22 protein-coding genes are annotated in these 25472 nt (G+C 67.5%); 8 read left to right on the top strand and 14 right to left on the bottom strand.

The window, feature by feature from the left end:
• Positions 1–9: 9 nt before the first annotated feature.
• Entirely contained in the window at positions 10–1407 is a 1398-nt protein-coding gene (locus AC1D1S_RS06070; RefSeq protein ID WP_476943654.1) for an MFS transporter, read from the top strand.
• Between the two features lie 320 nt (positions 1408–1727).
• Here AC1D1S_RS06070 and AC1D1S_RS06065 read toward each other — a convergent pair whose 3' ends face one another.
• Positions 1728–2573 (bottom strand): GNAT family N-acetyltransferase, encoded by an 846-nt coding sequence (locus tag AC1D1S_RS06065; protein WP_476993967.1) that lies wholly within the window; start codon positions 2571–2573, stop codon positions 1728–1730.
• A gap of 95 nt (positions 2574–2668) precedes the next feature.
• Positions 2669–4453 (bottom strand): aspartate--tRNA ligase, encoded by a 1785-nt coding sequence (gene aspS, locus AC1D1S_RS06060; protein ID WP_028277684.1) that lies wholly within the window; start codon positions 4451–4453, stop codon positions 2669–2671.
• A gap of 123 nt (positions 4454–4576) precedes the next feature.
• Here aspS and AC1D1S_RS06055 point away from each other — a divergent pair, with 123 nt between their 5' ends.
• Complete coding sequence (locus AC1D1S_RS06055) at positions 4577–5956, top strand: APC family permease (protein WP_476993966.1); 1380 nt, start codon at positions 4577–4579, stop codon at positions 5954–5956.
• Here AC1D1S_RS06055 and hisS read toward each other — a convergent pair.
• The gene (gene hisS, locus AC1D1S_RS06050) at positions 5953–7293 is read right to left on the bottom strand and encodes a histidine--tRNA ligase (protein WP_476993965.1); all 1341 of its coding nucleotides are present in this window, start codon (positions 7291–7293) and stop codon (positions 5953–5955) included. The genes AC1D1S_RS06055 and hisS overlap by 4 nt on opposite strands.
• A 279-nt stretch (positions 7294–7572) precedes the next feature.
• Between hisS and AC1D1S_RS06045 the strand changes: the two genes are divergently transcribed.
• The 3 genes from AC1D1S_RS06045 (at position 7573) to AC1D1S_RS06035 (ending at position 10935) form a co-directional block, all read left to right on the top strand.
• Positions 7573–8379, top strand: coding sequence for a peptidylprolyl isomerase (locus tag AC1D1S_RS06045; protein WP_243177354.1), 807 nt, complete (start codon positions 7573–7575; stop codon positions 8377–8379).
• Positions 8380–8440: 61 nt separating this feature from the next.
• The gene (locus AC1D1S_RS06040; protein ID WP_476993964.1) at positions 8441–10138 is read left to right on the top strand and encodes a DUF349 domain-containing protein; all 1698 of its coding nucleotides are present in this window, start codon (positions 8441–8443) and stop codon (positions 10136–10138) included.
• 116 nt (positions 10139–10254) lie between these two features.
• Complete coding sequence (locus AC1D1S_RS06035; RefSeq protein ID WP_476993963.1) at positions 10255–10935, top strand: hypothetical protein; 681 nt, start codon at positions 10255–10257, stop codon at positions 10933–10935.
• 41 nt (positions 10936–10976) lie between these two features.
• Here AC1D1S_RS06035 and AC1D1S_RS06030 read toward each other — a convergent pair whose 3' ends face one another.
• The 9 genes from AC1D1S_RS06030 to pdxT all read right to left on the bottom strand — a co-directional run bounded on the left by AC1D1S_RS06030 (position 10977) and on the right by pdxT (position 21031).
• Positions 10977–13295 carry a RelA/SpoT family protein gene (locus AC1D1S_RS06030; RefSeq protein ID WP_439954080.1) on the bottom strand — a complete coding sequence of 773 codons (2319 nt, stop codon included), beginning with the start codon at positions 13293–13295 and terminating at the stop codon, positions 10977–10979.
• A gap of 215 nt (positions 13296–13510) precedes the next feature.
• Complete coding sequence (gene secF, locus AC1D1S_RS06025; RefSeq protein WP_028277691.1) at positions 13511–14530, bottom strand: protein translocase subunit SecF; 1020 nt, start codon at positions 14528–14530, stop codon at positions 13511–13513.
• Positions 14531–16306 carry a protein translocase subunit SecD gene (secD, locus tag AC1D1S_RS06020; protein ID WP_476993962.1) on the bottom strand — a complete coding sequence of 592 codons (1776 nt, stop codon included), beginning with the start codon at positions 16304–16306 and terminating at the stop codon, positions 14531–14533.
• A gap of 104 nt (positions 16307–16410) precedes the next feature.
• A complete protein-coding gene (yajC, locus tag AC1D1S_RS06015; protein ID WP_476993961.1) occupies positions 16411–16833 on the bottom strand; it encodes a preprotein translocase subunit YajC in 423 nt (140 codons plus the stop codon).
• A gap of 214 nt (positions 16834–17047) precedes the next feature.
• Complete coding sequence (gene ruvB / locus AC1D1S_RS06010) at positions 17048–18172, bottom strand: Holliday junction branch migration DNA helicase RuvB (protein ID WP_028277694.1); 1125 nt, start codon at positions 18170–18172, stop codon at positions 17048–17050.
• Positions 18165–18809, bottom strand: a complete 645-nt coding sequence (gene ruvA, locus AC1D1S_RS06005) for a Holliday junction branch migration protein RuvA (protein WP_018773177.1) — start codon at positions 18807–18809, stop codon at positions 18165–18167. Before ruvA ends, ruvB begins: the two co-directional genes overlap by 8 nt.
• A gap of 125 nt (positions 18810–18934) precedes the next feature.
• On the bottom strand, positions 18935–19513 hold the full coding sequence (ruvC, locus tag AC1D1S_RS06000) for a crossover junction endodeoxyribonuclease RuvC (protein WP_079554348.1): 579 nt from the start codon (positions 19511–19513) through the stop codon (positions 18935–18937).
• Between the two features lie 48 nt (positions 19514–19561).
• Complete coding sequence (locus AC1D1S_RS05995) at positions 19562–20317, bottom strand: YebC/PmpR family DNA-binding transcriptional regulator (protein WP_243177349.1); 756 nt, start codon at positions 20315–20317, stop codon at positions 19562–19564.
• A 3-nt stretch (positions 20318–20320) separates the two neighbouring features.
• The gene (pdxT, locus tag AC1D1S_RS05990; protein ID WP_476945234.1) at positions 20321–21031 is read right to left on the bottom strand and encodes a pyridoxal 5'-phosphate synthase glutaminase subunit PdxT; all 711 of its coding nucleotides are present in this window, start codon (positions 21029–21031) and stop codon (positions 20321–20323) included.
• A gap of 102 nt (positions 21032–21133) precedes the next feature.
• Between pdxT and AC1D1S_RS05985 the strand changes: the two genes are divergently transcribed.
• Genes AC1D1S_RS05985 through AC1D1S_RS05975 form a run of 3 tightly spaced genes read left to right on the top strand, consistent with a single transcriptional unit; the run spans position 21134 to position 23711 of the window.
• Positions 21134–22423 (top strand): MurT ligase domain-containing protein, encoded by a 1290-nt coding sequence (locus AC1D1S_RS05985; protein WP_476993960.1) that lies wholly within the window; start codon positions 21134–21136, stop codon positions 22421–22423.
• Positions 22420–23217, top strand: coding sequence for a type 1 glutamine amidotransferase (locus AC1D1S_RS05980; protein ID WP_279293846.1), 798 nt, complete (start codon positions 22420–22422; stop codon positions 23215–23217). The genes AC1D1S_RS05985 and AC1D1S_RS05980 overlap by 4 nt, the downstream gene beginning before the upstream one ends.
• Positions 23218–23222: 5 nt before the next feature.
• Positions 23223–23711, top strand: a complete 489-nt coding sequence (locus AC1D1S_RS05975; protein WP_243177347.1) for a GNAT family N-acetyltransferase — start codon at positions 23223–23225, stop codon at positions 23709–23711.
• A gap of 34 nt (positions 23712–23745) precedes the next feature.
• On the opposite strand, the gene AC1D1S_RS05970 is transcribed toward AC1D1S_RS05975, so the two are convergent.
• Both AC1D1S_RS05970 and AC1D1S_RS05965 read right to left on the bottom strand, forming a co-directional pair.
• Positions 23746–24525, bottom strand: a complete 780-nt coding sequence (locus AC1D1S_RS05970; protein WP_243177346.1) for an alpha/beta fold hydrolase — start codon at positions 24523–24525, stop codon at positions 23746–23748.
• Positions 24526–24594: 69 nt separating this feature from the next.
• Positions 24595–25472 (bottom strand): alpha/beta fold hydrolase (locus AC1D1S_RS05965; protein WP_476993959.1); only part of this gene is annotated, 878 nt, incomplete at its 5' end.

Genomic DNA, 25472 nt, shown 5'->3' with positions numbered 1-25472 from the left:
GAGATCACCATGCACACTGCATCCGCCCCACGCCTGGCCGCTCGCAAAACTCCGCGGAAGGCTGCCCTGGCATCCTTCCTGGGCAGCACCCTGGAGTACTACGACTTCTTCATCTACGGGACTGCCGCTGCGCTGGTGTTCCCGCACCTGTTCTTCCCGTCCGCCGACCCTGCCATCGGACTGATCGGCGCCTTCGCCACGTTCGGCGTCGCCTACGTGGCACGGCCGGTGGGCGGGCTGGTCATGGGCCATTTCGGCGACAAGCTGGGACGCAAGAAGATCCTGCTGCTCACCCTGGGCATCATGGGCCTGGCCTCGCTCGGCATCGGCTTCCTGCCGACCTATGAACAGGTCGGCGTCTTGGCCCCGATCCTGCTCGTGGCGGGCCGGCTCGCCCAGGGCTTCTCCGCGGGTGCCGAGTCGGCGGGCGCGTCCACGCTCACGCTTGAACACTCCCCGGACGGCAAACGCGGCTTCTTCACCAGCTTCGTGATGACCGGCTACGCCTCCGGCATGGTCCTAGCCACGCTCGTCTTCATTCCAGTCACGTCCATGCCGCAGGAAGCCATGATGAGCTGGGGCTGGCGCGTCCCGTTCTGGTTCTCGATCGTGGTCCTGGGCATCGCCTACTGGGTGCGGACCCACCTGGACGAAACTCCGGTCTTCGAGGAGGCCCAGGAGCACCGGCACGTCGCCCCGATGCCGGTCAAGGACGTCCTCAAGTTCCAGGGCGCCGATGTCCTGCGTGTGATGGGAATGTCCATCATGTCCGTCATGCAGACCATCTTCACGGTCTTCGGCCTGGCGTACGCCACCTCCACGGCCGGTTTTGACCGGGCCTCCATCCTGACCGTCAACGCCGTGGCCATCGGCTTGTCGATGTTCGCCATGCCGCTGGCCGCGAAGCTCTCGGACCGGATCGGCCGGCGCCCGGTGCTGCTGACCGCCGCGATCGGCTGCTCCCTCACGATTTTCCTGTACTTCCTGGCCCTGTCCTCGGGCAACATTGTGCTGGTCTTCCTAGCCGCGTTCCTGAACATGACGGTGCTCTACTCCGGCTTCAACGGCATCTGGCCCTCGTTCTTCGCCGAGCAGTTCGCCGCCCCGGTGCGCTATACGGGCATGGCGATGGGCAATCAGCTGGGTCTGGTCCTGGCCGGCTTCGGCCCAATGATCGCTGGCATGCTCCTGACCCCGGGCATCGCCGGCTGGGTTCCCGTGGCCGTCTTCGGCACGGTCTGCATGCTGATCGCCGCCGTTTCGGTGTACTTCTGCCGTGAGACGTACAAGACCCCGATTCAGGATCTGGGCGGCCCCTACCTGGCCGGGACCGCCCGGCGCCGAGAACTGCTTGCCGGGGAAAATCTCGCCGGGCAGCAGGCTCTGCCGGCCATGCGGCTTCCCTGAACCGCCCCGACCCTGAGGAGACCCTCATGTCCAGAACCAGCCCCCGCAGCGCATTCCCGCACCGCTGGCCCATTCACGTGACCGGGCCCCGGACCTTGGGACTGCAGGGATCCACCACACAGAGACCCATGCCGTGCGTAGCCCCGGCTGCACACGGCGAGGTACCGCCGGCCGCACCTCGGACCTCCAATGGTCAACTGACTGCCTCGCCGTGGCTCGGCCTGCACTTCGAAACCGAAGACATGTAGAGTCCCGTGCTTCGCCTAAAGGCCCGTCGGCGTCTGCGGTGCCCGATTCGCTCGGGTGCCGCAGAGGCCGTTTTAGCAGCCGGTCAAAGGCCGCTTGGGCCTGTCCTGACGGTAGAGGTAGCGGCCGGCTTCGCGGAAGCCGGCGCCGGCGTAAAGCCCACGGGCACCGGCGTTGGAGGCCATGACCAGCAGCCAGTACCCCGCCAGGCCGCGGGCCCGGCCCTCGTGCAGCAGCGCCCGGACCACCCGGCCGCCATAGCCCCTACGCCGCGCATCCAGACGCGTTGCCATGCAGTAGAGCCCGCCCCATCCGGGCCCGGACGGGCCGGTGTTGGGCAAGGCGAGGCGTGCGACGGCGGCCGGCGCGCCGCCGTCGTCGTCCCGCACCAGAGCGTACAGCGAGGGGCACCCTTCGAGAATGCCGCGGGCCACGGCGAGCTCGTCTGCTCCCCCGCGGCCGTCGACGCTCCACCACAGTTCCAGCCATTCCGCCGACGGCTGGGCCGAAATTTCCACGGCAGGTTCGGGGCCGCCGGAGTCCGCGCCGGACTCCTGTCCGGACTCAGCACCGGGAACATGGACGAGCACCAGAGTTTCGGACTGCCGGGTGAACCCTTCGGCGTCGAGCACCGCGTTGAGCGCCGCGTGGCGTGGGCCGTCAAAAATTTGGAAGATGAGCGGAAGCCGCCGGCTGCGGTACCAAAGCCGGGCGTCGCGGACTGCGGCGAGCTGCCGGTGCGGATCCTCGCCGGGGTCCCTCGGCCAGACCGAGTTCGCCCGCTGGGTCACCCCTGACGCCGCCCGCAGCACCCACCCGCCGGATTCCTCGCGCTCCGCGGCAGGCCACGCTGCATCCATCAGCGTCTCCAGCCCGGGGATGGATCCAGGAATCATCCCGGGGCGCGGGTCCAGGTTCATCGAGCTACTCCGTCCGGGACGAATGCGGGCTACAAATGACAGACGGCAGGGGCTCCCCGGTTGCCCGGGGAGCCCCTGCGGCTGAAGTTCGCAGGCTAGTCCCTACCGTCCTCAGGTTTCTTGGGCTGCGGCTTGAAGTCGACGCCGGCTTCCTTGCGCTGCTGCGCCGTGATGGGAGCGGGAGCCTGGGTCAGCGGATCGAAGCCGCCGCCGGACTTCGGGAACGCGATGACATCGCGGATGGACTCCACGCCGGCCAGCAGGGCAACCACGCGGTCCCAGCCGAAGGCGATGCCGCCGTGCGGAGGCGCTCCGAACTTGAAGCCCTCCAGCAGGAAGCCGAACTTGGTCTGGGCGTCTTCCTTGTCCAGGCCCATGAGCTCGAAGACGCGTTCCTGGACGTCGCGCTCGTGGATACGGATCGAACCGCCACCAATTTCGTTGCCGTTGCAGACGATGTCGTAGGCGTAGGACAGCGCCGATTCGGGATCGGTGTCGAAGGAGTCCATGAACTCGGGCTTGGGCGAGGTGAACGCGTGGTGGACGGCGGTCCACTTGCCTGCGCCGACGGCGACGTCGCCGGAGGCGACCGCGGCGGCGGCCGGCTCGAACATCGGCGCGTCCACGACCCAGCAGAAGGCCCAGTCAGCGGGGTTGATGAGCCCGGTGCGGTGGCCGATCTCGACGCGGGCAGCGCCGAGGAGCGCGCGGGACGGGGTCTTCTCGCCGGCTGCGAAGAAGATGCAGTCACCGGGCTTGGCGCCGACGGCGTCGGCGAGGCCCGCCCGCTCGGTCTCGGTGAGGTTCTTGGCGACGGGACCGGCGAGTTCGCCGTCCTCCTTGTACAGGACGTACGCCAGGCCCTTGGCGCCGCGCTGCTTGGCCCACTCCTGCCAGGCGTCGAGGGCCCGGCGGGCCTGGGAGGCGCCGCCGGGCATGACGACGGCGCCGACGTAAGGCGCCTTGAAGACACCGAAGTTGGTGTCCTTGAAGAATTCGGTCAGCTCGGTGAGCTCCTGGCCGAAGCGCAGGTCCGGCTTGTCCGAGCCGTAGCGGGCCATGGCGTCGTGGTAGGTGATGCGCTGGATCGGCGTCGGGATCTCGACGTCGATCAGCTTCCACAGGGCCTTGACGATGTTCTCGCCCAGACGGATGATGTCGTCCTGTTCCACGAAGCTGGCCTCGATGTCCAGCTGGGTGAATTCCGGCTGGCGGTCTGCGCGGAAGTCCTCATCGCGGTAGCAACGGGCGATCTGGTAGTACTTTTCGAAGCCGCCCACCTGAAGGAGCTGCTTGAACAGCTGCGGGGACTGCGGCAGCGCGTACCAGGAACCCGGCGCCAGGCGGGCGGGGACCACAAAGTCGCGGGCACCTTCCGGCGTCGAACGGGTCAGCGTGGGGGTTTCGATCTCCACGTAGCCGTCCTGGTGAAGCAGTTCGCGGGCCACCCGGTTGGCTTCCGAACGCAGGCGCAGGTTACGGGCGGGGCCGGGGCGGCGCAGGTCCAGGTAGCGGTGCTTCAGGCGTGCTTCCTCGCCCACCTCAACGTGTTCGTCGATCTGGAACGGCAGCGGGTCCGAGGTGTTGAGGATCGTGACCTTCTCGGCCATGACCTCGATCTCGCCGGTGGGAAGCGCCGGGTTCTCGTTGCCTTCGGGACGCTGKGAGACGGTGCCGACGATCTGCAGCACATACTCGTTGCGCAGTCCGTGGAAGACCTCTTCTTCGCGGACCACAACCTGGGCGACGCCGGACGCGTCGCGCAGGTCAACGAATGCGACACCACCGTGGTCACGACGCCGGCCGACCCAGCCGGCGAGGGTTACGGTTTGTCCAATGTGCTCGGAGCGAAGTGATCCGAGGTCATGTGTGCGCAGCACAGCACGCCTTTCTGAAGAAGACAGAGGGAAAATCAAAAGCGATATCAAAACAATGACGTTCTAATAGGATCGCTACGGGAACGATCCCGTTCGAGTTTACCCGTTGGAAAGGCCCCTTTTGCCATGGCAACCCGGCACAACGGAAGCCAGCCCGGTGACCAGCCCCCGCGTCAGCCCCGCGATCAGCCCGACGGCCGGCCTGGCCCGCAGCGGCCACCTCAGCGGCTGCAGCGCCGCCTCGGCGTGTTCGATTCCACGGCGATTGGCCTGGGTTCGATGCTGGGCGCCGGCGTGTTCGTCGTGTTCTCCCCCGCTGCAGCCCTGGCCGGGCCGCTGCTGACGCTTGCCGTGGCCGTGGCCGGCGTCATCGCCTACTGCAATGCCGTCGCGTCGGCGCAGTTGGCGGCGAGGTACCCCGACAGCGGGGGAACTTACGTGTACGGGCGCCGGCAGCTCGGCCAGTGGCCGGGCTTCATTGCGGGCTGGGGTTTCATCACGGGTAAGACGGCGTCCTGCGCGGCGATGGCGCTGACGTTCGGGCACTACGTGGCGCCGGCTTATGCCACGCCGCTGGCGGTCGCCGGCGTCGTCGTCCTCACGGGAGTTAATCTGCTCGGCATCACGCGGACCGCACTGCTGACCAGGATCCTGCTGGCCGTCGTGTTGGCCACGCTCGTCTTCGTCGCCGTTGCGTCCCTGCTCGGTCCGCACCCGGCGGGCGCCCCTGCCGTGTCGGCGGCGCCGGCCTATCCCGCGCCGCCCTCCGGCGGCTGGGACGTCCTTCCCGCGGCGGGGCTGATGTTCTTCGCCTTCGCGGGTTATGCGCGGATCGCCACCCTCGGCGAGGAGGTCAAGGATCCCGCCCGTACCATCCCGCGGGCCATCCTGGCCGCACTGGCCGGGGCCTTCGTGATCTACCTTGGCCTGGCCGCGCTGCTGCAGTGGCACCTGCCCCCGCAGCAGCTGGCTGGTTCGACGGCGCCGCTGTTGGACGCGGTGGCGGTCTCCCGCCTCGGCGCCGGCGTCCCGTTCGTCCAGGCCGGAGCGGCGGCGGCCTGCCTCGGCGCGCTGCTGGCCCTGATCACCGGGGTCGGCCGGACCACGTTGGCGATGGCGCGGGAACGGGATCTGCCCGCCCCGCTGGCCAGTGTGGGCCGCGCCCGCACCGTCCCGTTCACGGCGGAACTGGCCGTCGCGGCCGCCGTCGTTGTCCTGCTGCTGAGCACTGACGTGATGACCGTGGTCGGATTTTCCAGCTTCGGCGTGCTGGTCTATTACGCCGTGACGAACGCCGCGGCTTTCACACTGGCCGGACGCCCCTGGCATGCGCCGCGCTGGCTCAACGTGCTGGGTTTCCTCGGCTGCCTGGTCCTGGCCGTCACCCTGCCGCCAGCCTCCGTGCTGTTCATGGCGGCGGTGCTGACGGCAGGGGTGGCCGGGCGGTTCCTCGTCCTGCTGGTGCGCAGGACGCGGGACGCTAGCGGGCCTGCCCGGAAGTCCTAGCTCGCGGCGATTACGCGCACGTGCAGGTCCTCCTCGGAGGGCGTCCACGAGTCCGGGTCGGCGTCGTACTGCTCGCCCGTGCGGATGTCTTTGACCTGGTGCTTGCCGTCGTCGTCAGTGAACCAGACAAACGGAATGCCGCGACGGTCGGCGAACTTGATCTGCTTGCCGAACTTCTCGGCCTTCGCGGCGACCTCAGTGGCGATGCCCCGGCTGCGCAGCTGCGCGGCGACATCCTGTGCGGCGGCCCAGCTGTCGTCGTTGTTCAGCGTCACCAGCACGGCGGTCGRCACGGAGCGCGTGGCCTTGGCCAGGTCCTGGCTCAGGATCCGCGACACCAGCCGGGTGACGCCGATGGAGAGGCCGACGCCGGGGAACTTGCGGTTGCCCTTGCTCGCCAGGGCGTCGTAGCGGCCACCGGAGCAGATCGAGCCCAGCTGCTCGTKCCCCACCAGGACGGTTTCCACCACGGTGCCGGTGTAGTAATCGAGGCCGCGGGCGATGCTGAGATCGGCGACGACCCGACCCGGCGCGTGCTGGACAGCGGCCGCAATGACCTGCTCCAGCTCGTTCAGGCCTTCCTCCAACAGCTCGTTGGTGACGCCCAGCGCCCGGACCTGCTCCACAAAGGACGTGTCCTTGGTGCGGATGCCCGCGAGCTTCAGGGCAGCCTGCGCCTGATCGTCAGTGGCGCCGAGTTCCTCCTTGAGCAACTCGGCCACCTTCGCCGGCCCGACCTTCTCGAGTTTGTCGATGCTGCGCAGGACGCCCGCGGTGTCCGTGAGGCCGATCCCTGTGTAGAAGCCCTCGGCCAGCTTGCGGTTGTTGATCCGCAGCAGGAAATCAGGGATGGGCAGCGCGTTGAGCGCCTCCGCAATCACCAACGCGATTTCGACGTCGTACCGGAACGGCAGTTCGCCATCGCCGACGACGTCGATGTCCGCCTGGGTGAACTCGCGGGCCCGTCCCTCCTGGGGACGTTCGCCGCGCCAGACCTTCTGGATCTGGTAGCGGCGGAACGGGAACGCCAGGTAGCCGGCGTTTTCCACGACGTACCGGGCGAAGGGCACGGTGAGGTCGAAGTGCAGGGCAAGGGCATGGGGGTCGAACTTGGCCGCGGAGTCCTCATCGTCCTGGAGCCGGCTGAGGCCATAGACCTCTTTGTCGATTTCCCCCTTGCGCAGCAACTGGCCCACCGTCTCCACGGCGCGGGTCTCGATCGAGGAGAAACCATGGAGTTCGAAGGTCCGGCGCAGCGTGTCCAGCACATGGAGTTCCACCAGCCGCTCCTCGGGAAGCCACTCGGGGAATCCTGACAGGGAGGCTGTGCGTGCCATGGTGAAATTTTCTCCTCTGGTTACCACTGCGGTATCTCGTTGCTACTGCAGTATCTTCGGGCGCGGGCGTCAGGCGGCATTCTCTCTGTCGAAACGTAACGAAGATAAGCGGCAGACCGGCCAGTCGTGCATAAACTGTGTGCGGCAGTCAGTTTATGCGTTCGGCGCCTGCTTCTTCCAACGGAGCCGGACCCGGCGGGACTGCCGGCAGCTTGCTGCTGCTACCGCGACGGCGCCTACGGCCCCGTCATGGTGGCGGCCATACAACCAGGAGGACCTTTGGCGGCCAGTTCACGCAGCGCACGCGAGGCGAAGCGGCGCGTCCAGCAGATGGAGGCCAGGCGCGGCCTGCGCCGGGACCAGGACAAGCGCCGCAAGCGCGACAACGTCTTCGCCATCAGCGCCGGCACGGCAGCGATTGGCCTGGCTTTGGTGCTTCAGCTGACCGCCTTCGCCTCAAACCCGACCGAAGAGGAATTCGCGGCCGCGCAGGAGGGTCTGAACAGCCCGTCGGCATCCGCCTCACCCACAGCGGCCCCGACGAACGGCGCGAACATCCCCAAGCCGGAGACCGCCGCGGGCAAGACGTTCACGGGCGAGCTCAAGCTGAACCGCGGCACGCTCGGCGTCGAACTCGACGGCACGAAGGCCCCCCAGGCCGCGGCGGTCTTCAAATCCCTTGCTGACCAAAAGTTCTACGACGGCGTCAGCTGCCACCGGCTGACCACGGCCGAGAACTTCGGCGTCCTCCAGTGCGGTTCCAAGGCCGGCGACGGCAGCAGCGACCCGGGCTACACCTGGGGCCCGCTGGAAAACACCCCGCAGGACAACAAGTATCCCGCCGGAACCATCGCAGTGGCCCGGACCGGCGGGAACGCCAACGGCAACGGCACCCAATTCTTCATTGTGTACAAGGACACCGTCATTCCAGCGGATGCCGCCGGGGGCTATACGGTGGTGGGCAAGGTGACCTCTGGACTCGACGTGGTGGGCGGTATTGCCGCCGCCGGACTGAAGCCCGGCGACAACGCCACCGACGGCGCACCTGTGGAACCAGTCACGATAGACTCGTTCTCACTGAAGTAACCAGCCGCGGCCCTCAAGGCCTTGGTCCCGGTATTTCCCTCCAAGCGAAAGACTTCTAGCGGTGACAGACAGTCAGAAATCCGACGAAACATTGGCAACAGCAGCTGCCAACGAAACCGAAACCGAGGCAACCCCCGCCGAGAGTGCAGGCACTGCCGTAGACTCCGACGGCGAGACTGCGGCACCCGAGGCACCAGCCGCGGCCGGCGAGGAACCCGCCGCAGCCGGCGAGGAACTTACCGAGGCATCCGAGCCCACTGTGCCCGCCGTTCCGGCAGAACCCGCCGAGCCGGCGGCGACGGCCGTTCCGGCAGAACCCGCCGAGCCGGCGGAGACGGCCGAGCCTGTTGACCAAGCCGAAGCCACCGCCGCCCCGGTTCCGACGCCGGGTCCCGCGCCGGCCGCGCGTCCCGCACCGAGCCCGGCAGCATTTGCCGGCCGGCCGAAGGCCAAGCCGTCTGCGGCCGCACCGGCTCCGGCCCCGGCGGCCGTGTCCTCCGCAGCCTCACTGGCCGAAGCGGCCCGCTGGGGCCGTGTTGAAGGCGACKGCCACGTCTTCCTGACCGTTGACGGCACGGAATACCCCGTAGGCCAGTACCCGGGGGTCAGCGAGGACGAGGCCCTGGGCTACTTCGCCCGGAAGTTCGAGGACGTCGTGGCCCAGATCGTCCTGCTGGAACAGCGGGTGAGTTCCAAGGCGCCCACCGCGGACATGCAGAAGACCGTCACGCACCTGCGCGAGCAGCTCGCCGAGCGGAACATGGTGGGCGACATCCGCTCCGCCGAGGCCCGGCTGGACGCTCTGGTGACACAGATCGGCGAGCTGGAAAAGGCTGAGAAGGCCGAGCACGACGCTGTCCGCGCCGCTGAGCTTGCCGCCCGCGAGGCGATCGTGGCCGAGGCCGAGGAAATTGCCGGCCACGATCCCGCGCAGATCCAGTGGAAGACCTCTAGCGCGCGGATGAACGAACTCTTCGAGAGCTGGAAGACCGCCCAGAAGAGCGGCGTCCGGCTCGGCCGCAGCAATGAGGACGCACTGTGGAAGCGGTTCCGCGCCGCCCGCACGGTGTTTGACCGGCACCGCCGCGCGTACTTCTCCCAGCTGGACAGCAACAATTCGGCGGCCAAGGCCGCAAAGGAGAAGCTCATCACCGAGGCCGAGGCCCTTTCGTCCTCGACCGACTGGGGTTTTGCCGCCGGCGAATACCGCCGCCTGATGGATGAGTGGAAAGCCTCTCCCCGCGCCAGCCGCAAGGACGACGACGCGCTGTGGGCCCGCTTCCGCGCCGCACAGGACGTCTTCTTCACCAACCGCCAGGCAGCCAACGACGAGATCGACCAGGAATACGGTGCGAACCTGGTGGTAAAGGAAGCGCTCCTGGTGGAAGCCAACGAGCTCCTGCCGATCAAGGATCTCGCGGCAGCCAAGAAGGCACTGCAGTCCATCCGGGACCGCTGGGAAGAAGCCGGCAAGGTGCCGCGTGCCGACATGGGCCGCATCGAAGCCGGTCTGCGGAAGGTGGAGGACGCTGTCCGCCACGCCGAGGACGAAAACTGGAAGCGCTCCAACCCGGAGACGAAGGCGCGCACCAACAGCGCCCTCACCCAGCTCGAGGCCGCCATTGCCGGCCTCAAGGAAGATCTGGCCAAGGCGGAGAAGGCCGGCGACGAGCGCAAGATCAAGGCCGCCCGGGAAGCCCTCGAGGCACGCCAGGCCTGGCTGGAGCAGCTCGAGCGCTCAGCGAGCGAACTCTCCTAGGCACGCGGCACCTCCGTACGAAGTACACCAGCAGGTCAGTCCAGGCCCCGTTTCGGTTATCCACATGACCGGCACGGGGCCTGTTCTATGTCCGGGGAACCGGGAACGATGGCGGAATGGTAATCATGCCCCGCGCTCCCACCGCTCCGCCGGTTCCGGGCCGGCACGCCCTGGTGCCGGGACCTCCGGTGCCGGGGACTCCAAGTCCAGGTGCGGGGCCGGAACACTGCGAGCTCTACTCCCCCGGCGCGCTGTTCTCCTGGCCGGAGCTGCAGGCCATGGCCGCCGACGGCGTGCTGACGCAGCTGTATCAGCGCGGCTACCTGCCGCCCGGGTCCCACGCCAGTCCGCAGCTTCGCGCGCGGGCCGCGTCCCTGGTGGTGGCCCCGGCGATCCGGCAGCGGGTCGTGGCGGGCCGGATGACCGCGGCATGGATCTATGGGTGTGCCACGGAGCCGGACCGCCTGGCGCTGCTGGTTGACGCCAACCGGCGGATCTCCAGTCTGCGGTCCGTGCGCGGCTGCACCTTCCACGAAGTTCGCCTGGGGCCGTTCGACGTCGTGAGCATGGGAGGCCTGATGGTGTCCAGCCCGCTGCGCACGGCCGTGGACGTCGCGATGCACGTGGACGCGGAGCGGGCCGTGCCGGCCCTCAGGGCGCTGTTGGCTCGTCCCGGGCTCGGCGTCCGCCTGCGGCTGCTCAGGCTCGCCGTGGAGGCGAGTCCGCGCGTTCCGCATAAGCGGGCGGCCCTGGCGAAGCTCGCCGCCCTCACGGCAGAGCCGGCGGCGCCAGATTGATCCCGGGCAGTAAGCGGTGGACCGCGGCCTGAACTGCCGGGTCAGCTACGGCGGCGGTTTCCGGTGGTGCGGTACACGTCGAAGACGCCGTCGATCCTGCGGACCGCGCTGAGCACGTGGCTGAGGTACTTCGGGTCGCCCATCTCGAAGGCAAACTTGGAGATTGCCACCCGGTCAGTGGACGTGTGCACGCTCGCCGCCAGGATGTTGACGTGGTTTTCCGAGAGCACCCGGGTGACGTCGGAGAGCAACGATTTGCGGTCCAGCGCCTCGACCTGGATTTCCACCAGGAACACGCTGGACTGTGTGGGGGCCCAGTCCACCTCCACGATCCTGTCCGGCTGGTCCATCAGGCCGCTCACGTTGGTGCAGTCGGTCCGGTGCACGGAGACCCCGGAGCCACGCGTGACGAAGCCCAGGATCGGATCCGGCGGGACCGGCGTGCAGCACCGGGCGAGCTTGACCCAGACGTCGTCCACGCCGCGGACAACGACGCCGGAATCGGAGAACCGGGCCTTGCTAACCTGGGTAGGGATGGAGACCTCGGTGAGGGCATCGTCCGGGTGCTCGTTCCCGCCCAGGCTCTCCACCAGGCGTTCCATCACGGACTGGGCGGAGGTGTGGCCGTCGCCCACGCCAGCGTAGAGCCCGGAGATGTCAGCGTATTTGAAGTCCTCGGCGATCGCCGCGAGGGCGTCGTGGGTCATGAGCCGCTGCAGCGGGAGGTTTTGCTTCCGCATCGCTTTGGTCAGCAGGTCCTTGCCGCGGTCAATCGCTTCCTCGCGGCGTTCCTTGCTGAACCATTGCCTGATCTTGTTCCGGGCCCGGGCACTCTTGACGAAGTGCTGCCAGTCCTGGCTGGGGCCGGCTCCTTCGGCCTTCGAGGTGAAGATCTCGACCCAGTCGCCGTGGTTCAGTTCGCTGTTGAGCGGAACGAGCTTGCCGTTGACGCGTGCGCCGATAGTCCGGTGGCCCACCTCGGTGTGCACGGCGTACGCGAAGTCGACGGGTGTGGACCCGGCGGGGAGGGCCATGACCTCGCCCTTGGGGGTGAAGACGAACACTTCCCGGGCGTTGATTTCAAAGCGGAGGGAGTCGAGGAATTCGCCGGGGTCCGACGTTTCCTGCTGCCAGTCCACGAGGGAACGCAGCCAGCCCATGTCGCCGTCGCGCGGGCTGCCGGGGCCGGCCGCCGTCCGGTTCGGCTGGTCCTTGTACTTCCAGTGCGCGGCGACGCCGTACTCGGCCCGGCGGTGCATCTCGTGGGTGCGGATCTGGATTTCGACCGGCTTGCCGCCGGGACCGATCACCGTGGTGTGCAGCGACTGGTACATGTTGAACTTGGGCATCGCGATGTAGTCCTTGAACCGCCCGGGCAGGGGGTTCCAGCGCGAGTGCATCGCGCCCAGGGCCGCGTAACAGTCCCGGACAGAATCGACCAGAACGCGCACGCCCATGAGGTCGTTGATGTCGTCGAAGTCTTTGTCGCGGACGATCATCTTCTGATAAATCGAGTAGTAGTGCTTTGGCCGCCCGGTGATCGTGGCCTTGATCTTCGCGGCCCTGAGGTCCTCGGTGATCTGGTTGCGGATGACCCCCAGGTTCTTTTCGCGTTCCGGGGTCCGGTCCCCCACCATGCGCACGATTTCCTCGTACACCTTCGGATAGAGGGCAGCGAAGGACAGGTCCTCCAGCTCCCACTTGATCGTGTTCATGCCAAGCCGGTGGGCCAGCGGCGCGAAGATTTCCAGAGTTTCCCGGGCCTTGCGGGCCGAGGACTCAGCCGAGACAAAACGCCACGTGCGGGCATTGTGGAGCCGGTCGGCGAGTTTGATCATCAGGACGCGGATGTCCTTGGCCATGGCGACGACCATTTTGCGCACGGTCTCGGACTGGGCCGCCTCACCGAAGCTGACCTTGTCCAGCTTCGTGACGCCGTCCACCAGCATGGCCACTTCCGGACCGAACTCGGTCTTCAGGTCGGCGAGGGTGTAGGACGTGTCTTCGACGGTGTCATGCAGCAGGGCCGCGGCCAGCGTGGTGCCGCTGAGGCCGAGTTCGGCGAGGATGGTGGCCACTGCGACGGGGTGGGTGATGTACGGGTCGCCGCTCTTGCGCTTCTGGCCCCGGTGGCAGCGCTCGGCGACCACGAAGGCGCGCTGGATGAGATCGAAATCCTCTTTGGGGTTGTTGGCGCGCACAGTGCGCAGCAACGGCTCCAAAATCGGCGAGTAGGCCGGAGTACCACGGCCCGTCAGCCGGGCAAGGCGGGACCTCGTGCGCTCGCGCCGGCCGGGAAAAGTGGGCCGGGCACCGGAGTTGTCCACCGGCACGGGAACATCGGGGCGTCCGGGAACCACCAGGCCAGTCTGTGAACCCTGGCCTTGGCCCTTGTCCGCAGGTGCCTCCGGCACCGGCGTCGAACGTTCTTCCAATGGAGCACCTCTCGCGACCGGTTAATTATTCAAGTGTATTCCCGCAGCAGGATACTTCGATAACCGGCGGGGATACGGCGACGGGCCGGAGGCCGTCGAAAACGACAGTCTCCGGCCCATTTGTGGCCGCGTGGGACGGTTCAGGCGGTGGCGGGCGAAGCCGGGGACTCGGCTTTGGCTGCCGCGTCAACACGCCTCTGTTCCACCCGTTTGGCCTGCTTGACCAGGTCGGGTTCGCCCTGCCGCAGCGCGGCGTACAGCGGAGCCGCGATGAAGATCGTGGCGGCAGTACCCACCAGGATGCCCACGAACAGCGCCAGGGACAGGTCCCGCAGGGTTCCGGCACCGAGCAGCCCGGCACCGATGAAGAGGATCGCGCCGACCGGCAGGATGGCCACCACCATGGTGTTAATGGACCGGACCAGGGTCTGGTTGATGGCGAGGTTGACCTCTTCGGCGAAGGTCCGCCGGGTGGAGGCCTGCATGTCGGAGGTGTTCTCCCGGATCTTGTCGAACACCACCACGGTGTCGTACAGCGAGTAGCTGAGCACCGTGAGGAAGCCGATGATGGCCGACGGCGTCACTTCGAAGTCGCTGAGGCCGTAAACACCGGCGGTCACGAACATCGTGACGGCCATGCCGACAAGTGCCGAGAGCGACATCTTCCAGGTCCGGAAGTAGAGCGCCATCAGGACGGCGGCCAGGCCCACAAAGATTGCCAGGCCCATCAGCGCCTGCTTCGTGACGTCCGCACCCCAGGTGGGGCCGACGAAGGTCGAGGTAACTTCGTTATCCGTCACGCCGTAGGCCTTGGTGAGGCCTTCCTTGATCTGCAGCGTCTCGTCGTCGGAGAGCTTGTCCGTCTGGATGCGCATGGTGGTGCCGGCGACGTTAGCCACGCGCGGCACGGACCCCGCCACGACGTCCTTGACGGCCTTCTCGCCGAGGGAGGCCTCGGTGGTCTTGACGTTGGAGACCGTGAACTCGGAGCCGCCGCGGAACTCGATGCCGAGGTTGAACCCACCCTTGGCGACCGGGATCAGGATGGAGAGGGCGACGGCGATCCCGGCGATCAGGAACCACAGCTTCCTGTAGCCGACGAAGTCGTACGAGCGCTTGCCCGTGTACAGCTCATTGCCGAATGTTGAGAAGTTGACCATTTACTTGCCCTCCTTGGACGCGCTCTTGGAGGWACCGGCGAGCTGYKCCTGTTGTGCCTGMTCCTGCYTTTCGGCGAGRCGGCGTTCTGCAATGGTCATCCGGCGTTCKGCCTCGGCGGCGGCGCCGGTGTTCTTCGCGCGCACCACTGCCACGGGCTTGTCCTCCGGGGTRCGGACCCGGCCGGCWCCGCGGTACAGCGGGACGGCGCCGAGGCGCTTCGGGTCCAGGCCCGAGAACCGGTGGCCTTCGCCGAAGAACTTGGTGCGGGCCAGCAGCTGCAGGGTGGGGTGGGTGAACATGAAGACGACAATGAGGTCGGCGATCGCGGTGAGGCCGAGGGTGAACGCGAAGCCGCGGACGTTGCCCACTGCCACGAAGAACAGCACGACGGCCGCGAGAAGGTTCACGGCCTTGGACGCGAGAATGGTGCGCTTGGCCCGCTTCCAGCCGTTTTCGACGGCCGAGACCAGGCCGCGGCCTTCGCGGAGCTCATCGCGGATGCGTTCGAAGTAGACGATGAACGAGTCGGCTGTCTGGCCGATGGCCACGATCAGGCCCGCGACGCCGGCGAGCGAAAGCCGGTAGTTTTCGGTCCAGCCGAGGATGGCGATGGCCAGGAACGTCAGCACCCCGGCGATCACGAGGGAGGCCACGGTCACGAGGCCAAGGGCCCGGTACTGGAACAGCGAGTAGACAAACACCAACAGGAGGCCGATCACGCCGGCGAGCATACCCATGCGAAGCTGCTCACCGCCGAGGGTTGCCGAGATCTGCTGTTCGCTCTGGATTTCGAAGCTGATCGGCAGGGCACCGAAACGGAGCTGGTCGGAGAGGGCCTTGGCCGACTCCTCGGTGAATCCACCGGTGATCTGCGGCCGGCCGTCGGTGATGACGGCGAGGGAGCGCGGGGCGGAGATGACCTGGTCGTCCAGGACGATCGCGAACTGGGATTTCGGATCCGAGCCGGTCTGGCCGCCGCCGGCGGCGTAGAACTGGTACAGGCGCTCGGTGATTTCCTTGAACTTGGTGGTGCCCGCGTCATCGAACTGGATGTTGACGGCCCATTCATTGGTCACGGCACCCTGTGCGCCGCGCTGCAGCTGGAAGGAGGAGGACTTGATGTTCGAGCCCTTCACCTCCACCGGACCGAGGATGTACTTGATGGCCGGCGAGTTGGCCGAGGCCGGCTCGCAGGTCACCAGCGGCTTGGTCGGGTCGGAGCGCTGCTGCTTGTCCTGGGAGGGGTTGTCGCAGTCGAGGGCCTCAAACTGCTTGTAGACCTCGGGGGTAATCCAGTTCTCGTCGCTGCTGTTGGCGGGCGCGGCTGTCGGCTTCGGCAGCTGGGCATCCGGGGTCCTGGAGGCGGCGGGGACTGCTGCGCCGGGGCCRGTCTGGAKRACSGGGCGGAAGTTCATGTCGGCGGARGCCTGGATCAGCGCRCGGGTTTCCTTSGCAGGRGTTCCYGGGAGGCTGACRACGACGTTGCGGCCGGACTGCGTGCTRATTTCCGCTTCCGCGACGCCCGAGCCGTCCACGCGCTGGCGAATGATCGCCACGGCCTGGTTGAGCTGGTCTTCGGTGATACCCGAACCGCCCTCAACCTTGGGCGCCAGGATCATCTGGGTGCCACCTTCAAGGTCCAGTGCGAGCTTTGGAGCCCAGCCCGCCTGGCCGGCCATCGTGCCGCCCGCCAGTACAGCCGTCATGGCGGCGATGATTACGCCAAGCCAGACCAGCATCCTGATGGCTGAGTTTTTGGGGCCAGTTCGTGCCATTGTCGATCTTTCTATTATTTACGGCGGATCCGCCGGCGCGGGCTCTGGGCCCCGCCGACGGATACCCGCAACCGTTGCTTCGCGGGATAGCTCAGGTAGGCAGACTAGCTGTCTTTTTTGCCTTCATCGTTGAGGCGGCGCAGGGTTTCCTCGGGCGTTTCGGTGCGCGGCGCATCGTGGACGGGGGCGCTGGCGTCGGTCCCCTCAGCACCCAGCTTCTCGGTGGTCAGCGAGGACGCGTCGTCGGGAACGACCGTGGGCTCCTCGGCGGCGACAACCGGCTCCACAATTTTGGTGACGGCCTGGCGGTGCACGGTGGYGGTGTTMCCCGGGGAGAGCTCCAGCGTGACCTTGTTCTCGGCCTCATCGATGTCGATGATCCGGCCAAACAACCCGAAGCTCGTCATGACCTCGACGCCGGGGCCGAACTTCGACTGGAGCTGCGCCTGCTGCTGCTGCGTTTTCTTGTTGCGGCGGAACATCATGAAGACGAACACGCCAAGCATCACGAACAGGAGAATTGTCATTAGATCCAAGGGGAAAGTTCCGTTCTTTACTTGCATAGCTGTTTTTCAGCAACGTCCGTTTGTTCCTGACGGCGCGGGCAGGGGTCTGCGCAGCAAACTGGCAGCGAGACCGTCCCCCAGACCGCCGGCGGCTACCTGCTCTCCGCCCACGGAAACAAAACCCGGACGTGCCGAGCGTCATACCAGTCTAAAGGGAAAAGCTGAAAGAACGGTGCTAGCGGCTGTTTCGGATCCACTGAGGATCGGTTTCTTCGCCGGGATCCCCGCCGGACCCGCCGATCGGGCTCTCGCCCAGCTCGTCGGCCTGGAACAGTTCCAGCGGGTCCTGGCCGAAGGCACCGGCCGGAATGGCGAAGCCCAGGTGTGTCCATGCCGGCGCCAGGGCTATCCGGCCGCGCGGCGTCCGGCCCAGGAGTCCTTCACGCACCAGATAGGGCTCGGCGACCGTTTCCACGGTCTCCGTTTCCTCGCCGACGGCGATCGCGAGTGTGGACAGGCCTACCGGCCCGCCGCCGAACTTGGTGATGAGGGCCTCGAGAACGGCACGGTCCAGCCGGTCCAGGCCCCGCTTGTCCACCTCGTACATGTCCAGGGCCGCGGAGGCCGCCCGCGCGTCGATTTGCTCGATGCCATGCACGAGCGCCCAGTCCCGGACGCGGCGCAGGAGCCGGTTGGCGATGCGTGGCGTGCCCCGGGACCGGCCGGCAATCTCGCTGAACCCGGCGGAGTTGACCTTCAGGTCCAGCAGGCCGGCGGAGCGGCGCAGGACCAGTTCCAGCTCCTCAACGGAGTAAAACTCGAGGTGGCCGGTGAAACCGAACCGGTCCCGCAGCGGGCCGGGAAGGAGGCCGGCCCGCGTGGTGGCGCCGACCAGGGTGAAGGGCGGCAGCTCCAGCGGAATGGCCGTGGCGCCGGCGCCCTTGCCGACGACGATATCGACGCGGAAATCTTCCATCGCCATGTACAGCATTTCCTCGGCCGGCCGGGACATGCGGTGGATTTCATCCAGGAACAGGACCTCGCCCTCCGAGAGCGAGGACAGGATGGCCGCAAGGTCGCCCGCGTGCTGGATGGCCGGGCCGCTGCTGATCCGCAGCGGGACGTTCATTTCGGCGGCGATGATCATGGACAGCGTGGTCTTACCCAGGCCGGGAGGGCCCGAGAGCAGCACGTGGTCCGCGCTGCGCCCACGCATGCGCGAGGCCTCCAACACGAGGGAGAGCTGCTTGCGGACCCGGTGCTGGCCCACGAAGTCGTGCAGGTTCTTGGGCCGCAGGGCGGCTTCGATGACCCGCTCCTCCGGTTCCTCTCCCCCGGCGACGATCGACGGCTCAGCCACGCGCGCCTACCCGGTTCCCGGCGCGGGCGCCGTCCTGGCCCAGCCAGCGCAGCGTCGCGCGGAGAATCTCCGCTACATTGCCGTTCGCCGCGAGGTCCGGGGAATCGGCCAGGGACTTGTCGATGCTGGCCGTGGCATCCTTTTCGGACCAGCCCAGGCTGGTCATCGCGGCCACCACCTGCGGCTTCCAGACGGATTCCGCGGACACGGCCGCGACAGGCGCGCCGGCGGTGCCGTGCGGCACAAGCTTGCCGGCGAGTTCGAGCACGATCCGGCCAGCCACCTTCGGTCCGATGCCGGGGACCTTCGTGAAGGCCTTGCCGTCGCCGGAGTGGGCGGCCACCCGGATAGCTTCGGGCTCGTGGACGGCCAGCACCGCCAGGGCGAGGCGGGGACCGACGCCGCTGACGCTGAGGAGCACATCAAACACCTCGCGTTCGTCATCGCTGGCGAAGCCGAACAGGGTCAGCGAGTCTTCCCGCACGATCAGGGACGTGAACAGCTTTCCCTCCTCACCCACCCGAAGGCCGCTGAGGGTCTGCGGTGTGGCGTTGACGCTCATGCCGGCGCCGTTGAGGTCGATCACGGCGGAGGACAGGCCAACATGCGCAACGGTTCCGCGAAGAAAACTGATCAAGGCCGGGCTCCTGGTCTAACTGGCGTCTGCAACTGGGTGATGAAAGAACGTACAGCCGGGCACGCCGACTATCCGAACATATCTACGAATACCCTACCAAGCCCCGCTGCGTCACAGCCGGACATTCAGCGCGCACGGCGCGCTTTTGCCTCCGCGTCCGCCCACGCCCGCTGCGCCGGAGTGAGGGACTGGCTGCCCGGCCCAGTCGTGGCTACGGCGGCCCCGCTGCCGGCCCGCCAAGCGTGGGTGATGGCCAACGCAAGGGCGTCGGCGGCGTCGGCCGGGCGCGGAGGCGCGTCCAGCCGGAGGATCTTGGTCACCAGCTTGGTGACCGCATCCTTGTTCGAGGTCCCGCTTCCCGTCACGGCTGCCTTGACCTCGGACGGGGTGTGCAGCGCCACCGGGATGCCACGGCGCGCTGCGGCCGCAATGACCACCCCGGAGGCCTGCGCCACCCCCATGACCGTGCTGACGTTGAGCTGGGAAAAGACCCGCTCCACGGCGAGCACCTGGGGTTCGTAGCGGTCCAGCCACTCGTCGATGGACGTGGCGATGACCAGCAGCCGCTGGTCCAGGCTCTCCTCGGGAGAGGTGCCCACAACGCCGAAGGCCACCAATGTGGCCCGCCGGTTCCGCTCGACGTCGACAACGCCGATCCCGCAACGGGTGAGGCCCGGGTCAACCCCCAACACGCGCAGCGTCACGGTTGGGCCGTCAAGACCGGGCCCCAAAGTCACGTTTGGGTGAGCGGGTCACTCGGCTTCCAGTGCGGCCTGCACTTCGTCGCTGAGGTCGGCGTTGCTGTACACGTTCTGGACGTCGTCGAGCTCTTCCAGGGCGTCCACCAGCTTCATGAACTTCTTGGCGGCATCAAGGTCCAGCGGCACCTGCATGGACGGCACAAACTCGGCCTCGTCGGTGTCGTACTCAATTCCGGCTTCCGTGAGGGCATCGCGAATGGCCTGGAGGTCGGTCGGCTCGGAGTGGATCTCGAAGCTGTCGCCGTTGTCCTTGACTTCCTCGGCCCCGGCATCCAGCACGGCCATCAGGACGTCGTCCTCGGTCAGGCCGTTCTTCGGCAGCGAGACGACGCCCTTGCGGGAGAAGAGGTAGCTGACGGAGCCGGGATCGGCGATCGTGCCGCCATTGCGGGAGATGGCGAGCCGGACCTCGGAGGCGGCACGGTTCTTGTTGTCCGTTAGGCACTCGATCAGCAGCGCGGAACCCTGCGGGCCGCGGCACTCGTACATGATTTCGGTGTAATCGACGACCTCGCCGGTGAGCCCGGCGCCGCGCTTGATGGCGCGGTCGATATTGTCAGCGGGCACCGACGTCTTTTTCGCCTTGGTGACGGCCAGTTCCAGGCTGGGGTTGCCGGAGAGGTCGGGGCCGCCCATGCGCGCGGCGACTTCGATGTTCTTGATCAGCTTGGCGAACGACTTGGCCCGGCGGCTGTCAAGGATGGCCTTCTTATGCTTGGTCGTCGCCCATTTGGAGTGGCCTGACATGCTTTACGCTTCTCCTCTGATCATTCGAATAAACAGTTCATGCACGCGCTTCTCCCCCGTCACTTCCGGGTGGAAGGAGGTGGCCAGCAGCTTGCCGGAACGCACTGCAACAATTCTAGCCGTCCCGTCCAGTACAGCGGCATGCGAGGCATGCTCCGGGTCCGCGGGTTCCGCCTGCGCCAGGACCTCCACCCCTGGACCCACGCGCTCCACCCACGGGCCTCGGATGAACACGGCATGGACGGGAGCCACGCCGGAGCCGGTGTCGCTGAACCCGAGCCCCCTGAAGTCAAGGTCCGTCTCGAAGGACTCACGCTGCCGGCCGAAGGCGTTGCGGCGCACGGTGATGTCGAGTCCGCCGAACGTCTGTTGCGGGTTTCCGGCGAGGTCCTTCGCCGGGTCCGCGATCTCGTCCGCCAGCAGGATCATCCCGGCGCACGAGCCGTAGACTGGCAGGCCGGCCTGGATGCGTTCGCGCAGCGGACCCCGGAGCCCGAAGATCCGGGAGAGCTTGTCGATCGTGGTCGATTCGCCGCCGGGGATGATGAGCCCGTCCAGGCCGTCGAGCTCGGCGGGACGCCGGATCCCGACKCCGGCGGCACCGGCGGCTTCCACGGCATGCAGATGCTCCCGGAAATCGCCCTGCAGCGCCAGGACGCCGATCCGGAGCCCCGTTCCCACGCGGGATTCAAGGGARAAAGAGGGGGTGGTCATCCCCACAGCATAATGCTCTGCGCGGCACGGTACGCATGGAAGACGCATGCAGCGGCCGCTGGCGTCCGGGTTCCATGCCGCTGCTGGGATATATTACAGAGCATGCTTTACTTCAGCGTTCCGCTCGGCAAGTTCGTCCGCCGGGTCTCCCGGCTCAGGGGCGGAGGCTCGGCCCTCCCCGGGCTTGTGGTCGAAAAAATCGACCCCGATTTCATGCGGCGGACGCTGTCCACGCTGCCGCTGGGGGTCGCCGTCGTCAGTGGCACGAACGGGAAGACCACCACCACAAAGATGGTCGTGGAACTGCTCGAGAGCCAGGGATTGAAAGTCTTCACCAACCGCACCGGCAGCAACTTCACCCGGGGCGTGGCCGCGGCCCTCCTGGGCGAGGTCGACTGGCGGGGCCGGCTCGATGCCGACGTCGCGGTCCTGGAACTGGATGAGGCGCATGCCGTCCACTTCGTCAACAAGGTCCCGCCGCGGTACAGCCTCCTGCTCAACGTCCTCCGCGACCAGCTGGACCGGTTCGGCGAGATCGACAAGACCGCCGAACTGCTCCAGCACATCGCGTCCAAGACCACCGGGACCGTGGTCCTGAACCGGGAAGACCCGCGCGTCGCCCGGATCGCCCAGACCCTGGACGGGCCGGAGGTGCTCTACTTCGGCCTCGACGATTCCCTGCTGAGCACCTTCCCCAACGACGACGACATGCGCGCCGCCCCGGGCAGCCCGGTGCCGGCCGCCCCCGCCCGGCCCGCCGCCGACGTGGTGTTGCGCCGCGTGGGCGCCGACGACGCCGATTTCGAGTACGACGGCGCGACGGTCACCACGGGGATGAAACTGCGCGGCGTCTACAACATCTTCAATGCCGCCGCCGCGCTGACCCTGGCCCGCGGCGTCTCCGGCGCCCGCGGCACCGGGACCGACCAGKCCGGCCTGCTCACGGCGCTGTCCAAGGTGGCGCCGGCGTTCGGCCGCGGCGAAAGCCTCGTGGTCGATGGCCTGCCGCTGGAACTGGTCCTGGTCAAGAACCCCAGCGGTTTCCGGCTCGGCCTCAAGTCGTTCCCCGCCGCCGGGTACGCCACGATGATCGCGATCAACGACAACTACGCAGACGGCCGGGACATGTCCTGGCTGTGGGACGTCGAATTCGACACTCTCCGCGACAGCGGCGTGGACCAGCTCACGGGCTCGCGCGCGTATGACATGGCGCTGCGGCTGCAGTACGACGACGTCGCGATCGGCGCCGTCGACACGGAGATTGCGCCGGCACTGGCAGCCTTCATCCGCGGCGGCGAAGGCAAGCCGAAGAGGATCTTCTGCACCTACACGGCCATGCTGGCCATCCGCCGCGAGCTGTCCAAAATCACCACAGTGGAGGTGGTCTCATGACCCCCGGTTCCCCCGAAACCCCGCACGAGCTGTCCTTTGGGCACGAACTTCCGCCCGAAGATTCCGCGGCCCCCAGCAAGGGAACCATCCGGGTCCTGCAGCTCTACCCGCGGGACATGAACATTTACGGCGACTGGGGCAACGCCCTGGTCCTCGCGCAGCGCCTGCGCTGGCACGGCTACACGCCGGAACTGCTCGAGTACAACGTTGGTGACCCGTTCCCTGCGGACGTGGACCTGATCGTCGGTGGCGGCGGACAGGACAGCGGACAGCTCGTCATCCAGGACGACCTCCTCTCGCGCGAGTCCACCCTGAAGCAGATGGCCGACGACGGCACCCCGATGCTCGTGATCTGCGGGCTGTACCAGCTGTTCGGAAAATTCTTCAAGACCCGGCTCGGGTCCGTCCTTCCGGGCATCGGCATCCTGGACGTGGAAACCCACGGCACTGACGAGCGCCTGATCGGCAACGTCGCGGTCTCCTCCCCCGAATTCGGCAGCATCCTCGGCTACGAAAACCACAGCGGCCAGACCACTCTGGGACCGGGCGTCGAACCGCTCGGGACGACGGCCAAAGGCACCGGCAACAACAGCACGGATGGCCAGGAGGGAGCCCGCTACCGCAACATCGTGGCGAGCTACCTGCACGGCTCGCTGCTGCCCAAGAACCCGGCTCTCGCGGATTTCCTGATCCGGACCGCCGTCGAACGTAGATACGGCAGCTTCACCCCGGGCACGCCGGATGACTCCTACGCGGTGCTGGCGCGGGAACACGCCGCCCGCCGGCCACGCTGACTCAGGTGGCAGGCGCCGAGGGCGGCACGGTCCGGATTGCGCGCGACACCCCGGAGCGCGAGGACGTCCTGCAGCTCCTTGGCGAACACCTCGCCGACATGTACGCGACCTCCCCGCCGGAAAGCGTCCACGCCCTTGATCCCGCCGCGCTGGCCGGACCCGGCATCAGCTTCTGGACCGCMCGGCAGGACTCACGGCTCCTGGGCTGCGCGGCGCTGAAACACCTGGCTCCCGGCGACGCCGAGATCAAGTCGATGCGCACCGCGAATGCAGCCCGCGGGCGCGGCGTTGCGTCGGCGCTGCTCCGCCACCTCCTGGCCGAGGCCCGGCACAGCGGCTACGAACGCTTGTTCCTGGAGACGGGGAGCCAGGAGTTCTTCGTTCCCGCGCGGCGGCTGTACGAGCGGCACGGCTTCACGGACTGCCCGCCATTTGCCGGCTACGAAGCCGACCCCAACAGCGTCTTCATGTCCCTGCTCCTGGACGCCGGGTAGCTGCCGGGCAGCTTTCCATGGACCCCGCCTGCCCTTATCGGCTCCGGACGAAGGCCAGGACGTCGCGCGGCACCCGCCTGCTCGATCCTGCCCGGATATGGCCCCATCGCTCGTAGACGATCAGGGTGCAGTCTGGAATCAATTGCGCGGTCTCCTCCGCAACCGCCCTCGGGAAGAACGCGTCCCGGCCGCCGCAGAGCAGCAGGACGGGCGGACGAATGAGCGGCAGTACCGCCCGCGCATCGAATGCGAACTCGGCCCGCGCCTCCGTCAGGACGTCCGCGGCGGGGCATCCGGAGGGGTCCAGCACGCGGCGGCCGACGACAGGTCCCAGCAGTTCCCGCAGCCACCGGGTCCGCGGACCCGGTAAGAGGTACTCGGCCAAGACCGTCCCGGCGCGGCCTGGGTCTCCGGCAGCAACGGCGGCGGCCATCCGCTCGTCCACGTCCTTGCCCCACGCGCTCAGTTCGGCCGCCGTGACCACCATCGCGATGTGCCCGAAGGACTGGGGATGGCGGGCGGCCAGATACTGCCCGATCATCCCGCCGAATGACTCGGCCACCACCACGCCGACCCGGCCGCCGAACTCCTCGGCGATCAGCCGGGCGTAGTCGTCCGCCATGTCGGCGCTGGTGTGCGACGCCGGCATGTTCCGCCGGCGGGTGACAATCCAGATCGCGTACCCGGCCTCCTGATAGGCGGCAAACTCCCGCCGGAACAGTCCGCGCAGCACCCCCTGGGGCACGAAGCTCCCCGGTCCTCCCTGGACGAACAAGAGCGTCTTCGGGCCCCGGCCCCACGTCAGGTATTCCATCCCATTGCTGAACGTCCCGCTCCTGGATTCCCGATCCCGCCGGTTTGCCCGGGCCATGATGCCGCCGGCCTACGGTGTTATCTGCGTCGTCGGCGTCGGCAGCGGCTGCGGCTGCCGGAGCAGCTCCGCGAACTCCGCCGGCCGGGATGCCGGCCACCAGTGGCCGCTGTCCACCCGGATCACCGTGAGGTCATCCACCCAGGAATCCAGTCCGTCCACGAGGTCCGGCGACAGGAAGGAATCCCTCAGCGGCACCACCACCTGGACGGGCAGCGTCACGCGGCCGCCGGCCGGCCAGTTCACCGCCGAGAAGAAATTTGCGCGGTAAAGGGCCAGGCCGCGGATGGGATCATCGCCGACGTCGCGCTTGGCCGCCTGCCCATAGCGTTTCGTGAGGAAGAGGCGCCAGGCGGCCTCCGGCAACTTCGGCACAAGGAAGGCGGCGATGTACCAGCTGCGGGCCAATTGTCCGGCCAGCTGCGGCCACGCCCGGGGACGTGCATACCGGCTCCGCACCCAGCGTGCGAAGTGCCGCAGGTCCGGGCCCGAGATGGACGTGTACCGGCCGATCAGGCCCGCGGCCCTGGGGTCCTGGACGGCGGCCCAGCCCTGGATCGAGCCCCAGTCATGGCCCACAAGATGGACATCCACGGCTCCGACGGCGGCCAGCACGGCAAACATGTCATCCACGAGCGTCTTCAGGGTGAAGTCCCCGGGGAGGCCCATGACGGCGGACGCGCCCGCGTTCCGGGTGTCGTAAGCGACCACGTGGTGGCTTCGGGCCAGATCACGGATGGCCGGCAAGAAGACCTGATGATCGTCCGGATAGCCGTGTACCAGCAGAAGCGTCGGCACTTCGGGTCCCGGCTCCCTGCCATACTCGAACACGGCAAGCTCGGCCCCGCTGGACGCGACGGTGCTCCGCCGTTCGTTGATAATCTCCATGC

The organism is Arthrobacter sp. P1_A5 (genome assembly GCF_056406825.1).
This window is presented reverse-complemented; position numbering and strand designations above follow the sequence as displayed.

Coding starts and splice junctions, on each gene's coding strand:
- AC1D1S_RS06035 (WP_476993963.1), top strand. CDS start 10,255: ATGGTAATCATGCCCCGCGCTCCCACCGCTCCGCCGGTTCCGGGCCGG.
- AC1D1S_RS06065 (WP_476993967.1), bottom strand. CDS start 2,573: ATGAACCTGGACCCGCGCCCCGGGATGATTCCTGGATCCATCCCCGGG.
- AC1D1S_RS06070 (WP_476943654.1), top strand. CDS start 10: ATGCACACTGCATCCGCCCCACGCCTGGCCGCTCGCAAAACTCCGCGG.
- AC1D1S_RS05970 (WP_243177346.1), bottom strand. CDS start 24,525: ATGGAATACCTGACGTGGGGCCGGGGCCCGAAGACGCTCTTGTTCGTC.
- AC1D1S_RS05980 (WP_279293846.1), top strand. CDS start 22,420: ATGACCCCCGGTTCCCCCGAAACCCCGCACGAGCTGTCCTTTGGGCAC.
- secF (WP_028277691.1), bottom strand. CDS start 14,530: ATGGTCAACTTCTCAACATTCGGCAATGAGCTGTACACGGGCAAGCGC.
- AC1D1S_RS06055 (WP_476993966.1), top strand. CDS start 4,577: ATGGCAACCCGGCACAACGGAAGCCAGCCCGGTGACCAGCCCCCGCGT.
- AC1D1S_RS05995 (WP_243177349.1), bottom strand. CDS start 20,317: ATGTCAGGCCACTCCAAATGGGCGACGACCAAGCATAAGAAGGCCATC.